Raw genomic sequence first — 14,530 nt, forward strand, 5'->3', positions numbered from 1 at the left:
GATGATGCACACCGCGGCCTGCTCGACGCGATCGGCGCTGGCGAGGGCGCGATGCGTCGCGCCCACTGCGGTCGGCTCGGGCCGATCGGCACTTACGAGGACACCATGCGTCCCAACAGGTTCGCGCCTACCGCGGTGGCGGTGACCCCGCTGCACTCTGGCCGAGCGCGCGCCGGGGTCGGGCTGTGGCCGGTCTCTGCCGCTACCTCTGCCGACGGCTCCTGCGCGAGGACCCGTCACTCCCGTGACGCACGACGCGAAGCCTCCGGCGCGAGATCGGTGTGCCGGAGCAGCGTCAGCGCCTGCTTGGCGGCCAGCGTGAACAGCCCCATGGTGATGTCCGGCTGGCCGAACACGACGAGCAGGAGCGTCGATTCGACCGGGAAGACGCAGACGTAACCGGTGCTGCCTTCGAACATCGCGCTACGGGCCTCGCCGATCCGGGCCTGGGCGGTGAACTGCGCGGCGAGCCCGGCGGCCGCCGCCGACATCGCGGCGACGCTGTCGGGCTCGACGCTGTCGGTGTCGTTGGCCAGGACCAGGCCGTCGTGGGTGGCCATCAGCAGCCCGGCCACCTGGTCGACCTGCTCGCGGATCTTGCGCAGGACCAGGTGCGTCCGGGCCGTGTCGGGTGGCGGGCCCGGGGCCGCCGGCTCCGGCGGTGAGCTCGCGATCGCGGACGCGGGGGTGCGGACCGGCAGCGGCGCGCGGAGGCGCTGGCTGTGGGTGTCGGTACCGCTCATACGGAGAGACTGGTCTCGATGCGCTTGAGGCTGTGCCGCGCGAGCGCGAGGTTCGCGCGTTCGCGGTCGAGGACGAGGTAGAGGAACAGCGTGGAGTTCCCGCGGGCCGACAGTGGCCGGATCACGTGGTACTGGCGGTGGAGGGTGATGAGGATGTCCTCGATGGCGTCGTCGAGCCCGAGGGAAGCCATCACGCGCAGTTTCGCCCGGACGACCTCGGTGTTGCCCGCCGCCGCGATGTCCAGGTCGAGCCACTCGCCGCCGCCGATGGAGCCGAGGGACATCCCGCTGTCGTAGTCGACGAGCGTCGCGCCGACGGCGCCCGGAATGGTCATCGCTTCTTTCAGCGCAAGGTCGATCGTCATGGAAAAGAGCACTCCTGTCGGACGTTCACGCGCGGTTACGGCAAGTCGACGAGCCTGCGCCGTTGCCCCAGGCAGGTGACGTTATGTGTCCGCGGTCGTTCTGAGTACGCCCGTTCGGAGCAATTTGATTGGTTCGCAGTGCGTAGTTTCCGTGGCTTTTCGCGCAACTGACGACTGGATCGGGTAATCGTTTTCCGGGAGTGCGGTCGACGCCCAGGTCGTGGCTGAATCTGCAATTTGCAGTTGGCAAATAGCGAAACGGGAAACGCTCCGCCGTCGAATGTCAGCGTTGCCGCACTGCGCGGCGCAGCTCGGTGCGGGTGTCGGTGCCGAAGTGGACGTGGGCCTCGAGCACGAGCTTCCGCACCGTGTCGAGGTTCAGCACCACCCGGTGCGCGATCTCGGCTTCCGAACGTCCCTCGGCCGCAAGCTCCGCGACGCGCCGCAGGCGTGGTGACAGGGCGTTGACCCGCGGCGGCCGCTCGGCGGTGACCCCGAGCCGGCCCAGCTGCTCGGCGAGGTCCTTGCGCAGCGCGAGGGCACCGCAGTCGTCGGCCAGGGTGACGGCCTCGGTGAGCGTGCGGCGGGCGTCCTCCGGGTGCCCGGTGCGGGCGAACTCCGCGCCGAGATCGGCGAGGGTCCGCAGGTACTGCCCCCGGTCCGGCTCGCCCCGCAGCAGCCGCGCGGACTCCTCCAGCAGCGCCGCGCGATCCGCGTCGAGGTCCGCGAGGGTCCGCAGCGCCTGCCCGCGGGTCGCCGGGTCGGCGAACCGGTCGGCCAGGCGCAGCGCCTCGGACGCCACCTCGCGCGCCTCGTCCGGAGCCGCCCGGCGCAGCGCCCGGGCCAGGTCGAAGCGCCAGCCGCAGACCGCGGGGTTGAGCATCGGCGCCGCGTCGAGCCGGCGCCCCACCTCGCGCAGCGCGAGCGCGGCGCGGCGGTGCTCGCCCTGGGCGAGCAGCAGCTCGCCGGTCACCGCCTTGGGCACCGGCATGACGACCGCGTCCGGACGGCGGTCGTGATAACCGTGGTCCGCGCAGGCCGCCGCGGCCGGGCCGAGCTCCCCGCGGGCCAGCAGCGACTGCGCGAGGGTGCCGGTGGCGAACCACTCGGCGGGTGTCCCGGCGCCGCTGCGGACGGCCAGGCGCAGCGCGATGTCGGAGTCGGCGACGGCGTCGGGCAGCCGGCCGAGCCGCAACGCCGACTGCCCGCGGTTCGCGTAGGCGAAGGCGAGGTGCGTGCCCCGCCAGCCGTGCTCCTCGAACTCGTCGACCGCCTGGTCGAACAGGGCGTGGGAGACGTCGGCGGCGCCGGAGTAGAGGTGCACGAACCCGGTCACGGTCGCGACCTCCATGCCCTGGTCCACGTCCGCGAACACGACCCCGGCCCGGAGGACCCGCTCGACCGCGGACAGCCCCTCGGCGCGCGGCCGGCCGCGCAGCACGAGGCTCCACGCGTGCAGCGCGATCAGCAGCCGTTCCACGTCGGTGCCGCCGGTCAGCGGCGGCGCGATCCGGTCGAGCACGGCCATCCGGTCGGCGCGCAGCGGGTCGTCGCCCCACCAGGCGGCCCACAGCAGCTGTTCGGCGAGCAGGCGCTGCCGCTGCCGTTCGTCTGCGCAGCGGGTGAGCGCGGCGTCGAGCAGGCGGACGCCGTCGCCGAGCTGGTCGGCGTAGCCGTGGGTCTTCGCCAGCGCGACGGCCGCGTCGGTGAGCAGCAGGTCGTCGCGTGCTTGCGCGTAGGCCACGCGCAGTTCGGGCAGCGCGGCCGCGACCTGCCCGAGGGCGAGGGCCTGACCGTGGCGCAGCCGTACCCGCGGCAGCCGCTCCGGCGGCGGTGGCTCGTCGATCGCCCGCTTGAGGTAGCGCGCCGCGGTGGCGGCTAGCCCCGATCCGAGCGCGTCCTCGGCGGCCGCGGTCATCCGGTCGGCGACCCAGGGGTCGCCGGCGGCGTGGACGTCGAGCAGGTGCGCCGCGACGGCGTCGGGCGCGGCGCGGCGCTCGTGCAGCAGCCGCGCGGCGGCGAGGTGGTGATCACTGCGGCGGGACGGCTCGATGTCGTCGTAGACGGCGCTGCGGATGATCGGGTGGTGGAAGTCCGCGGTCGGCCCGGGGGCGAGGATCGCCGCACCGCACAGCCGGTCGTACTGGCGCTTCGACTCGGCGGTGGTGAGGCCGGCGAGCCGGGCGGCGTCCGGGAGCGGCTGTCCCGGGCCCAGCACCGCGACGGCGTGGGCCAGGCGCTGGGCGTCCGGACCCAGCCCGGCAAGCCGTTCCGAGAGGTACCGCACGACGTGGCGCGGGGTCAGCGTGCCGACCAGCTCCGCGTCGGCGGCGGTGGGCCGCACCCGGCTTTCCCGGGCCATGTCGAGCATCCACCGCAGGTAGAACGGGTTGCCGCCGCTGCGGTCGAGCAGCGCCGCGCAGAACCGCTCGTCGGGTTCGCCGCCCGCGCGCAGGTCGCGGTGGGCCAGCGTGCGCACGGCGTCCAGCCCGAGCGGGTGCGGCCGCACGACCTCCGTGGCCCGCAAGCCGATGCGCCGGAGCGTGGCCCGCTCGTGCGGCCGGTGCGCCAGCAGCAGCACGACGGGCAGCCCGGTGAGCCGGCCGGCGAGGAACTCCAGCCACAGCAACGATTCCTCGTCGAGCCAGTGCGCGTCGTCGACGGCGAGCAGCAGGCCGTCCTCGGCCCCGAGGAAGGACGTCGCGTTCACGACGAGCCAGTACAGCGCCTCCGTCAGCCCGATGACCGACTCCGGGCCGCGGTGGCGGGCCTGGGGCACGCCGAGCGGCACCCGCGCGAAATCGGCCGCGCCCGCGAACAACGCCCGCCGCTCCCGCTCGCCGTGCCCGGCGACCCAGCGCCCCAAGAGCGTGCGGGCCGCGCCGAACGCCATCGTTTCGTCCCGCTGGTTGCCCCGCACGGCCAGCGGCACGAACCCGCGCACCGCCGCCTCCGTGCACACCTGGGCCACGAGCTCCGACTTGCCGATCCCGGCGGGGCCCTCGATCACGACCGTCGCGCCGGCCCGCGCCCCCACCGCGTCCAGCACCGCCGAGCAGCGGTCCAGGTCGTCGTCGCGCTCCAGGAGCCCGCTGTCGCCGGCGGTGTGCCCCGGCAGCCTCAGCGCGTGCAGAACCCGCCGCACGTCGATCGGGGCCTGCCCGCCGGCCCGCGCCGACACGACGCACCCGGCGACCACCTTGCCGACGAACTCCGGGCGCGGCCGCCGTTTCCCGGACATCACCTCGGAGAACGTGGCCGCGGAGATCCCGCTGCGCCGCGCCAGCACCGCGTCGCTGGGAGCCCCGACCGCCCGCTGCAGGGTGCGCAACCGCCCCCGGACGCGGTCGTCGGGATCCGGGTGAGTCATCGCCGCCTCCCCGCGTGCCGCCCTCCGTCCAGGTTATCGCGGCACGCCGGATCGTTCGGTTCTTCGAGACGCGTGCGGGCCCGCCCGGAAGGCGCCCACGCTGGATGGTGACCAGTCACGGAGAAGGCGGAACGAACGGAAACCGAAATGAAAATTCTCTTGACGCCGATTTCGATCGCCAAGCTGTGCGGTACCTGCCTGGCGGTGGGTCTCCTCGTCAGCTTGCTCTTCTGACGGCCGAGACCGTCCAGTGTGGACTCCGGCCTCGCCGTCAGCTGGGCTGGAAGAAAGCGAGCAGCCGCCGGCCCGCGTCCGGGGACATCAGCAGTTCCTGCATTTCCGCGGACATGCGGGCGGCGGCGCCGGCGCGTTCGAACATTTCGCTTTCGTACTCCTCGACCGCGGCGGGGAGGTCGTCCGGGTGCGCGGCCAGCGCGAGGGCGAGCAGGGCGCCGTCCAGCAGCGCCATGTTGGCGCCCTCGCCCACCGGTGGCATCAGGTGCGCGGCGTCGCCGACCAGCGTGACGCCGGGGGTCGACGGCCAGGTCAGGCCGAGCGGGAGCGTGGTGATCGACCGCGGCTCGACCGTGTCGTCGCAGGCCGCGATCAGCGCGTGGAACCGGGCGTCCCAGCCGTCGAGCAGGTCGATCAGCCGCGCGCGGGCGGCGGCCGGGTCGTCGAACGGGATCCCGCTTCCGTCGAACCAGTCCTCGCCGGTGTTGTAGAAGTTGACGCCGATGCGGACGCGGCCGTCGCCGTTGCGTTGCGCCGCCAGGGAAAGCCCGTCGCCGAACACCCAGTAGTTGCCGCGCCCGACCATCGCCGCGAGGTCGGGGTGGGTGCGGTCGATGTCGGGAATGCCGAGCTCGACGACGTTCTGGCCGATGTGCGCCGGGCGCGCGTCGGTGAGCAGCGCGCGGACCCGGGACTGCGCGCCGTCGGCGCCGACCAGCAGGTCGTACGGCGCCCGGCCGCCATCGGAGAAGTGCACCCAGCCGTCGCCGGCCGAGGCGAACGCCTGCCCCCAGCGCACCGTCCCCTCGGGGAGGGAATCCAGCAGCAGGGCGCGCAGATCCGCGCGGTCGACCTCGGGACGCAGGGACGGCGCGTCGTCCGGGGTGTCCTCCTGCAGGAGCAGGGTGCCGTCCGGCTCGAGCAGGCGCATGTCCTGGCCTTCGGGCCGCGCGATCGTGTGGAACTGCTCGATCAGCCCGGCCTCACGCAGCGCTCGCTGCCCCGAATGGATGTCGAGCATGCCGCCCTGGCCGCGCGCGTCGCGCGACGGCTCGCGTTCGTAGACGACGGCCTCGATGCCGTGGACGTGCAGCACCCGGGCGAGGGCCAGGCCGCCGAGGCCCGCTCCGACGATGGCGATGGTCACGGTCGCTCTCCTTCGATACAGCGTATTGACCAATACAGTGTATCGAGTGATGCGATGTATTGTCACCGTCATGTTGGTGTGGGAGAGGCCGGAGCCCCCTGAACGGCCCACGCCGGCCCCGCTGAGCCGGGACCGGATCGTGCGGGCGGCGATCGTGCTGGCCGACGCGGACGGCCTGGACGCGGTGTCGCTGCGCAAGGTTGCCACCGCACTGGACGTCGGCCCGATGCGGCTCTACGGCTACATCGACAGCAAGGAAGAGCTGCTCGACCTGATGGTCGACGCCGTCTACGCCGAGATCCGGCCGGCCGGGGACGGCTGGCGGGAGGTGCTGCGGTCGCACGCCGAAGCCACCCGCCGCGCCGCCCACCAGCACGAATGGCTCGCCGACCTGCTGGGCGGCCGGCCCCAGCTCGGGCCGAACGCGCTGGCCAACGGGGAGACCGTGCTGACCGCGCTGGGCGGCGTCGACGTGGACGCCGTCATGCCGGTGGCCGGCGCGGTCAACGCGTACGTGACCGGCGCGGTGCGCCGCGAGATCGCCGAGCGCCGGGCCGAGCGGGCCACCGGGATGGACCAGCAGCGCTGGCAGGCCTCCCGTGGTCCCTACCTGGTGCGGACCCTCGCGACCGGCCGGTTCCCGGCGCTGGAACGGGTGGTGCGCGACGCCGCCCACCACGACGCCGACGAGACGTTCCGGATCGGCCTCGACTGCCTGCTCGACGGCATCGCGGCCCGCATCGCGAAGGAGTGACTCACGGCGCCTGGTCGACGGCCACCAGCCGCAGTTCGGCCGTGTAGGCCCGGCCTTCGTCGTCGGTGAGCCAGGTCTGGTCCGGGGTGGGCAGCATCTCGGTGATGGTCAGCCGGGCTTCGGGGTCCTGGCGGGCCAGCCGCCGGACGGCCTTGGCCAGGATGTTGACGTACACCGGGCTGTCGAAGTCCACGTAGAACGGGCGCGGTTCGGTGGGGGAAACGACGAACACGAACCGCGGCAGTTCCAGCTCCTCGCGCCATTGCCGCGCTCGGACGAACCGCCGTGCCTCGTCCTTGTCGGTGGCGAAGGCCAGGTCGGTGGCCGGGCGGCGCCAGGTCTCGCGGGCCACGACCATCCGGTCGATCGTGATCCGCGGGGCGTGGTCGCCTTCGGGCAGCAGCCGGAACAGGTCCATCGCCAGCGTGGTGAGCACGTGCGCGAAGACCTCGACGAGCGCGAACCGGGCCCCGTCGGGCAGGACCACCTCCAGGTCGCCGTCCCGGTCCTCGACCGCGACGTCCGCACCCAGCACCGTCCGGGGCCGGCTGGGGTCGACGGTGTGGTCGACCAGGCCGACGTAGTAGTCCTGCTCGCGCACCAGCGACTGGCGGATCCGCGCGGACAGCCGCGCCTTGTGTTCCTTGGCCAGCAACGGGAACAGCCGCGGTTGCGGGAAGTCCCGGCCGGTCTCGTCGAGCAGTTCCCCAGGGGCGGGATGCTGGTTGACGAACACCGAGAAGCTGATCGTGTTGGCCGCCAGGTGCAGCTCGCCGAGCACCACCTCGAAGTCGTCGCGCGCCACGGCTTCGGTGTCCCCGGCGAAGAGCAGGTCCGGGCTCATGTACCGGGCGGTGCCCCAGCCGGTGCGCGGTGCCGCGAAGGCGGCTTCGACCGCGCCGGAGATGTCCGCGCCGCGGCGGCGGATCCGGCTCGCGTCGGACGGCACGTCGAGGATCTCGCGCCAGCGGCGCTGGAACTCGTGCTGGATCGCCTCGGCGTCGGTGACGGCGTCGCCGTGCAGGATCGGCATGCAGGCGAACCAGAGTGCGGCCAGGTCCACCGGTCCCGCCGCGCGCAGCCGCTCGAACACCGGGCGCACGCGGTCCATGACCCGCCGGCCGAGCGCCGACGTCATCCAGGTCGCGCTGGTCAGCAGCAGGTCCAGCGGGGCGACCGTGCCGAGGACGCCGGGGCCGAGCCGGGCCCGGGTGGCGCGCACGCAGTCCTGGAAGACGAGGGCGCGGCACGGTGCGGTCTTCGCGCCTTTGGCGCGGGTGCCGGCGGTGTCGGTCAGCTCGGTGAAGTCCCGCTCCAGCGCGGACATCGCTTCGGATAGCGCGTCGGCGTCGGCGGTGTCGCCCTCGCCGACGGCCCGGATGCGCTCGCGGCCGCGTTCGAGCAGGTCGAGCCCGGTCAGGCCGCGCTCGCGTGCCTCGGGGTCCTCGACCCGGTTCAGCCACGTGCGCAGGTAACGCTCGGGGTGGGCGTCGGCGGGCACCTCCAGCTTCCACACGATCCACCGCCGCCGGGCCAGCTCGGTCAGGTCGGCGATGGTGCCGTCGCCGAGTTCCCGGGCGAGGTCACGGGCCGGGCGCACGCCGTCGCAGGCCTCGAGCACCCGCCGCTCGTCCGGGGACAGCGGCTGGGGCGGCCGGCCGGGCACGACCACGGTGTCACCGGCGATCCGCACGAACGGCACCCGCCGCGGCGCGGTCCACTCCCGCAGCGCCTCGTCCGCGTCCAGGGTCTTGGCCAGGGTGTCCACGGCCCAGCTGGAGAAGTACAGGTTGGCGGCGGAGATCAGGCCGGTGCCGGGGTCGACCTCGACGCCGTGCGCGTCCGGGTCCCACGAACCCCAGCCGACCGGGCCGAAGAAGCCGATGCTGTCGTTCTTGACGCAGAAGCGTTCCCAGTAGTGCGCGACCAGGCCCTCGCGGTCGCGGTGGCGGCTGGTGCGTCCGGCTTCGGGCGTCCAGGCGATGAACGGGTCGATCCCGGAGTCCAGCACCGGCCGGTTCTGCCAGGCCACGGCGGCCCGGAACGCGGGCTGGGCGGCGATGCGCTGCAGCTCACCCGAGGTTTCCCTGGCCGTGTCGGCGAATTCGGCGGCGAAGGCGTCCCAGTCCGGTCCGGAAAGGACGGTCCCCGCGGGGAACTTGTCCGCGTCCCCGGCCAGCCCCTCGGGCGCCAGCCGCAGCACCCCGGCGGCCGGGAAACCCGGGCCGCGCAGGGCGAACTGCGACCAGAGGCGCCAGCGTTCGCCGAGCCGTACGTCGTTCATGCCAGGCCTCCGACGACGGCGGCCAGCTCGGCGGGGGTGGGGTAGGCGAACACCAGCGCGACCGGGACGTCCACGTCGAGCGCGTCCTGGATCCCCGCGGCGATCTGGAAGGCGGCGAGGGAGTCGCCGCCCGCCTCGAAGAAGTCGCTTTCGGTGTCCAGGGTCGCGTCGTCGAGGGCCTCGCGGTAGCCGGCCGCGATCAGTTCCGGGACGTCGAGGTGGGTGGTGGTCATGGGGTTGCCTTCCTGGTGTGGTTGTTGCCGCCGGAGACGACGACGGCGGCGCGACCGGTGAAGCCGTGGTGCAGGGCGCCGGCCAGGGCGACGCTGCCGCTGGGTTCGGCGTCGATGCCCGCGTCGTGCAGCAGGCGCATGGCGTGGGTGATCTCCTCATCGGTGACGCCGACCAGGTCGTCGACGCGCCGGCGGATGATGGGGAACGGCACCTCGCCGGGGTGCTGGGCGCGCAGCCCGTCGGCGATGGTGTCCGGCGGCGGGATCCGCACCGGCTGGTCCGCGGCGAGCGAGCGGGCGTACCGGCGGCCGGCCATCGGCTCGACCCCGACGACCCGCACCGGCCGGGAGTGCTGCTCGGCGGCCAGGCACGCCCCGGCGAGCAGCCCGCCACCCCCGGTGGGGACGTAGACGACGTCGGTGTCCGGGTCGTCGTCGAGCACCTCGAGGGTGACGGTGGCCTGCCCAGCGACGACCAGTTCGTGGTCGGAGGAGGGCACGACCTGGCCACCGGTGCTCAGGGCGTACTCGCGGGCCTGACGATCGCGCTCCGCGACCCCGCCCGCGGCGTGCCGGACCCGCGCGCCGAGCCCGCGAATGGCGGCTTCCTTGGCGGCGCTGGCGCCTTCGGCCATCACGACGGTGACCTTGACGCCGAGCGCGCGGCCGAGCAGAGCCACGGCGATGCCGTGGTTGCCCGAGGAGCCGGTGACGATCTCTTTCGCGCCGAGGCCGAGCAGGGCGTTGGCGGCTCCGCGGGCTTTGAAGGAGCCGCCTTTCTGAAGGTGCTCGCCTTTGAGCGCGATCCCGGGCAGGCCATCGACCCTCAGGAGAGGCGTGGGCCGCACGTACCCGGCGATCCGCGCGGCGACGGCCCGCAGATCGATCCCGGCCGCGGAACGAAGGACGCGGCTCATGGTCGGCCGCCTCGGGTGGGCCGGGCCCGGCGGGTCCTGGTCGGGTGAGCGGCCCGCATTACGGCTCGCTTGCTTGGCTCAGCCGGGCTTCGGCGGGTCACGGATGCGCGGTTCGCGGCTGGCTTCTTTGCCTCAGCCGCGCTTCGGTGAGTCTCGGGTGCGCGGCTCGTGGCTGGTTCCCCGGCCTCGCCCGGGTCCGGTTGGATTCCCCGGCTCAACCAGGTCTGATGAGGCGCGGGTGCGGGGCCCGTGACCGATTTCCCTGGCTTGGCCGAGGCCCGTTGGTCCCCGTGGGTCCAGCGCGCTGGGGTGGGGTGGAGGGCGCCACGCGCGGCGAGGTTCTGTGGTTCAGGCGCGGGTGCGGGGCGCATGGTCGGTTTCCCTGGCTTGGCCGAGGCCCGTTGGTCCCCGTGGGTCCAGCGAGTCGCGGTGGGGTGGAGGGCGCCATGCGCGGCCAGGTTTTGTGGTTCAGGCGGGAGTGCTCGGTTCGCGGTCGCCTCGCCTGAGCCAGGCTGGGCGCGCTGGGTTCGGCGGCTTGCGGGGCTCATGGCCGGCCTCCCCGGCTCAAGCGGGCTCGGTCCGTCTTGCCCGTACGCGTGGTCGGCAAGCGGTCCACCCTCCGGAACCGCCGGGGCAGCAGGTGGTGCGGCAGGGTCTCCGCCAGGTGGCGCCGCAACGCCGCATCCGTGACGCCGTCCGTTGCTCCCGCCACGTGCGCCACCAGGTGGGCTCGGCCGCGGTCGTCGGTGGCTGCGGTGACCACCGCGCCGTGGACCGCTGCGTGGGTCAGCAGGCGGCCTTCGATCTCCGCCGGGTCCACCCGGTAGCCGCGGATCTTCAGCTGGCGGTCCAGCCGGCCGCGGTACTCCAGCGTGCCGTCCGGGCGGTGGCGGGCCAGGTCGCCGGTGCGGTACGCGCGGGCGCCCGGTGGACCCGCCGGGTCGGGGCGGAACCGGTCGGCCGTCAGGCCCGGGCGGCCGCGGTAGCCGCGCGCCACGCCCGTGCCGCCCAGGTGGACCTCGCCCTCGGCGCCGTCGGGCACCGGGCGCAGGTCGGCGTCGAGCAGCCGGACCGTCACTCCCGTGCGCGGGGTGCCGACGACGTCCGCCGCCCGCTCGGGCTCAAAAGGCACGTCCAGGCGGGTCGAGGTCATCGTCGCCTCGGTGGGGCCGTAGTGGTTGAACAGCCGGCCTTCCAGCAGGCTCCGGCCGCCCGCGGCGAGGAACGGCCGCAGCGACTCCCCGCTGGACAGCGTCAGCCGCAGCGATCGCAAGGCGCGCGCGGCCGCGTCGTTCCGGCTCAGGAACGTCAGCAGGGACGGCGTGATGCTGAGGACGGTGTTGACGCCGTACGAAGCGACCGTCGCGGCGAACCCGTCCGCGCGCAGCAGCGTGGAACGCGGCGCCAGGACCAGCTGCCCGCCCGCCAGCAGCGTGGCGAAGGTGTCCCGGATCGACGCGTCGTAGCCCAACGGCGCCAGCTGCAACGTCACCGTGCCGGCGTCGAGACCGCCGTCGCGCACCACGAAACGCAGGTAGGCGTCCAGGTTGCCGCGCTCGATCAGCACCGGGTTGGGGACGCCGGTCGAGCCCGACGTGTGGCTGACGTACGCCAGCGCGCGGGGACCAGGCGGATCGGCAACCAGGGGAGGAACAGCAGGGAGCCGGTCCAGCCGAAGTGCCGGGCCGGGCACGGACACCCGAGGTTCCGCGGCGCTGATCAGGAACCGCGCGCCCGCGCTGTCGAGCATCTGGGCCAGCCGCGGCGCGGGCTGGTCGAGGTCGAGCGTGAGGAACGCGCCGCCCGCCCGCAGGACCGCGGCCATCGCGACCACGGCGTCCACTGTGGACTCGACGGCGATCGCGCACACCCGCTCGGGTCCGAAGCCGGTGCCGGCCAGCGCGGCGGCCAGCCGGTCGACGCGGGTGGCGAGTTCGCCGTACGACAGCACGGTTTCCGGCGTGCGCAGCGCGGGCGCGTCCGGAGCGTGGCCAAGGATCTCGTCGAGGAACCAGGCGGTCATCGCGCACCGTCCACGACGATGAGGCGCAGCTCGGCGGTGTAGGTCGCGCCGGTGTCGTCGGTGAGCCAGGTGCGGTCCGGGTTGGGCAGCATCTCGGTGATGGTCAGCCGGGCTTCGGGGTCCTGGCGGGCCAGCCGCCGGACGGCCTTGGCCAGGATGTTGACGTACACCGGGCTGTCGAAGTCCACGTAGAACGGTCGCGGTTCGGTGGGGGAGACGACGAACACGAATCGCGGCAGTTCCAGTTCCTCGCGCCACTGCCGGGCCCGGACGAACCGGCGCGCCTCGTCGGTGTCGGTGGCGAAGTCCAGGGTCGCGGCGGCGCGGCGCCACGTCTCGCGCGCGACGATCAGCCGGTCGATGGTGATCCGCGGCGTGTGGTCGCCGTCCGGGACGAGGGCGAACCGGTCGATCACGCGGTTGGTCAGGGCGCTGCAGAACCCGTCGAGCGCGTCGAACTCGGCGCCGTCGGGCAGCACGGCGACCAGCCGGCCGTCGCGGTCCTCGATGACGGCGTCGGCGCCGAAGACGGTCCGCGGGCGGTGCGGGTCGCCGGTGTAGTCGACCAGCGCGACGTGGTAGTCCTCGGGCCGGACCAGCGCGTGCTGGCCGCGGGCGGAGATCCGCGGCGGCGCGGCCTTGGGCAGCATCGGGATCAGCCGCGGCCCGGGGTAGTCGCGGGCGTTCTGCGCGTGCAGTTCGGCGGGCTCGGGGTGCTGGCGCACGAACAGCGAGTGGCCGACGGTGTTCATGGCGACGTGCAGCTCGCCGAGCACCAGCTCGAACTCGCCGCGCTCGACGGCGTCCGCGTCGTCGGCCACGACGAGCAGGTCGGGACTGGCGTAACGGGACAACGCCCAGCCGTGCTCCGGCCGGGGGAACGCCGTCCCGACGCGGTCCGCGAGTTCGGCGCTGGTGCGGTGGACGCGGCGGGCGTCGCCGGGCAGGTCGAGCACCTCGGCCCAGCGGCGGCGCAGCTCGGCCTGGATCGCGGTGATGTCGGCGACGGACTCGCCGTACGGCGCGGGCAGGCACTCCAGCCACAGCGATCCCAGGTCGACGCGGTCCTGCCGGGCGCGAAGCCGGTCGTAGGCGCGACGCAGGTTCGCCGATGCCGCCTCGGCGAACCGGCCGGTCATCCAGCGGGCCGCGGTCAGGCACAGGCCCAGCGGCGCCAGCTCGTCCAGCACGGCGGTGCCCACGCTGGCCGTCGCCGAACGCCGGCAATCGGCGTAGACGAGGGCCCGGCCCGGTGCCGTGCGGGCGCTCTTGGCGCGCTGGGCCGCGACCTGCGTCAGTGCCGCGAACTCGGTCTCCAGCGCGGTCATGGCCGCGGACAGCTCGTCGGCGTCCAGGCCGGCCGCGGCCACCCGGTCGCGGCCCTGTTCCAGCGCGTCGAGCATCGCCAGCGCCCGGGTCCGGGCGGGCTCGTCGCCGATGCGGGTCAAGGCGGTGCGCAGGTGACGCTCCGGGTGGGCGTCGAGTGGCACCTCCAGGCGCCAGACGAGCCAGCGCCGGGCCACCAGCGTCTCCAGGTCGGCGCGGACGTCTTCGGCCGGGGCGGACACCGCCGCGGCGAGCGCGGCCAGGTCCCGCGTGCCGTCGCAGAGGCGCAGCAGCTCCCGTTCCCGCGAGGTGGCCTCCTGCGGCGGACGGCCGGGCACGTGCACCAGGTCACCGGCCGCGCGGACGAACGGCACCCGGCGCGGCGGGACCCACGGGCGCACCGCGGGATCGGCGTCGACGGTCTTGGCCAGCGCGTCGATCGCCCAGCTGGCGAAGAACACTTCGGTGTTGGAGACCAGGCCCTGCCCCGGGTCGACGGCCAGCCCGCGCCGCCCGGTGTCCCAGCGGCCCCAGCCCACCGGGCCGAAGAAGCCGATGGTGTCGTTCTTGACGCAGAACCGCTGCCAGTAGTGCGCGACCAGCTCCTCGCGTTCCCGCCGTTTGCTGGTGCGGCCGTCGGCGGCCGGGTCCCAGCCGAGGAACAGGCCGACGCCGCGGCCCAGGACCGCCGGGTTCTGCCAGGCGACGGCCGTGCGGAACGCCGGGCGGCTCGCGAACCCCTGCAGGGCCCGGGTCGACTCGGCGACCGCGGTCCCGAACTGGCCGGTGAACTCCGTCCACGCGGCGCCGGTGAGCGCCGTTCCCGCGCGGAACTTGTCGGCCGCCTCGGCCAGCCCGGCCGGGGCCATCGCGAGCACCCCGGCGGCGGGGAAACCCGGGCCGCGCAGGGCGAACTGGGGCCACAACCGCCATTCGCCGCCGGGCAGCAGCAGGTCGTCCGCCATCAGGAACCTCCTCGAGTCGACCGCACCTCATCACCGTGCCGCCCGCCCGGGTCCCGCTCCAGGGAAGCAGCGGCAGCACCGGATCGCGGGTGCCGTTGCAGGTTTGTCCCTGGTCCGCGCGGGTCGCGGCGGGCAGCGTCGAGGGCTCGCAGAGACCCACAACAGTGAT

At 74.1% G+C, this 14,530-nt stretch carries 10 protein-coding genes; 1 reads left to right on the forward strand and 9 read right to left on the reverse strand.

The features are described 5' to 3' along the window. Positions 1–236: 236 nt before the first annotated feature. From VA596_RS12930 to VA596_RS12945, 4 genes are all read right to left on the reverse strand, one after another. Positions 237–743, reverse strand: a complete 507-nt coding sequence (locus tag VA596_RS12930) for a roadblock/LC7 domain-containing protein (RefSeq protein ID WP_323326589.1) — start codon at positions 741–743, stop codon at positions 237–239. Then, the gene (locus VA596_RS12935; RefSeq protein ID WP_323326591.1) at positions 740–1,108 is read right to left on the reverse strand and encodes a hypothetical protein; all 369 of its coding nucleotides are present in this window, start codon (positions 1,106–1,108) and stop codon (positions 740–742) included. Before VA596_RS12935 ends, VA596_RS12930 begins: the two co-directional genes overlap by 4 nt. Positions 1,109–1,391: 283 nt before the next feature. After that, positions 1,392–4,478, reverse strand: coding sequence for an ATP-binding protein (locus VA596_RS12940; protein WP_323326593.1), 3,087 nt, complete (start codon positions 4,476–4,478; stop codon positions 1,392–1,394). A 271-nt stretch (positions 4,479–4,749) separates the two neighbouring features. After that, positions 4,750–5,859 carry an FAD-dependent oxidoreductase gene (locus tag VA596_RS12945; RefSeq protein WP_323326595.1) on the reverse strand — a complete coding sequence of 370 codons (1,110 nt, stop codon included), beginning with the start codon at positions 5,857–5,859 and terminating at the stop codon, positions 4,750–4,752. A gap of 70 nt (positions 5,860–5,929) precedes the next feature. Here VA596_RS12945 and VA596_RS12950 point away from each other — a divergent pair, with 70 nt between their 5' ends. Continuing rightward, entirely contained in the window at positions 5,930–6,613 is a 684-nt protein-coding gene (locus tag VA596_RS12950) for a TetR/AcrR family transcriptional regulator (RefSeq protein WP_323326597.1), read from the forward strand. A gap of 1 nt (position 6,614) precedes the next feature. Here VA596_RS12950 and VA596_RS12955 read toward each other — a convergent pair whose 3' ends face one another. The 5 genes from VA596_RS12955 to VA596_RS12975 form a co-directional block, all read right to left on the reverse strand. Further along, complete coding sequence (locus VA596_RS12955; RefSeq protein ID WP_323326599.1) at positions 6,615–8,897, reverse strand: lantibiotic dehydratase; 2,283 nt, start codon at positions 8,895–8,897, stop codon at positions 6,615–6,617. Further along, complete coding sequence (locus tag VA596_RS12960) at positions 8,894–9,130, reverse strand: acyl carrier protein (protein WP_323326601.1); 237 nt, start codon at positions 9,128–9,130, stop codon at positions 8,894–8,896. Before VA596_RS12960 ends, VA596_RS12955 begins: the two co-directional genes overlap by 4 nt. After that, positions 9,127–10,047 (reverse strand): threonine ammonia-lyase, encoded by a 921-nt coding sequence (locus tag VA596_RS12965; protein ID WP_323326603.1) that lies wholly within the window; start codon positions 10,045–10,047, stop codon positions 9,127–9,129. Before VA596_RS12965 ends, VA596_RS12960 begins: the two co-directional genes overlap by 4 nt. 544 nt (positions 10,048–10,591) lie before the next feature. Beyond that, positions 10,592–12,070 (reverse strand): amino acid adenylation domain-containing protein, encoded by a 1,479-nt coding sequence (locus VA596_RS12970; protein WP_323326605.1) that lies wholly within the window; start codon positions 12,068–12,070, stop codon positions 10,592–10,594. Continuing rightward, positions 12,067–14,361, reverse strand: coding sequence for a lantibiotic dehydratase (locus VA596_RS12975; protein ID WP_323326607.1), 2,295 nt, complete (start codon positions 14,359–14,361; stop codon positions 12,067–12,069). The genes VA596_RS12970 and VA596_RS12975 overlap by 4 nt, the downstream gene beginning before the upstream one ends. Positions 14,362–14,530: the final 169 nt, after the last annotated feature.

Source organism: Amycolatopsis heterodermiae, assembly GCF_034929455.1.
Lineage (GTDB): Bacteria > Actinomycetota > Actinomycetes > Mycobacteriales > Pseudonocardiaceae > Amycolatopsis > Amycolatopsis heterodermiae.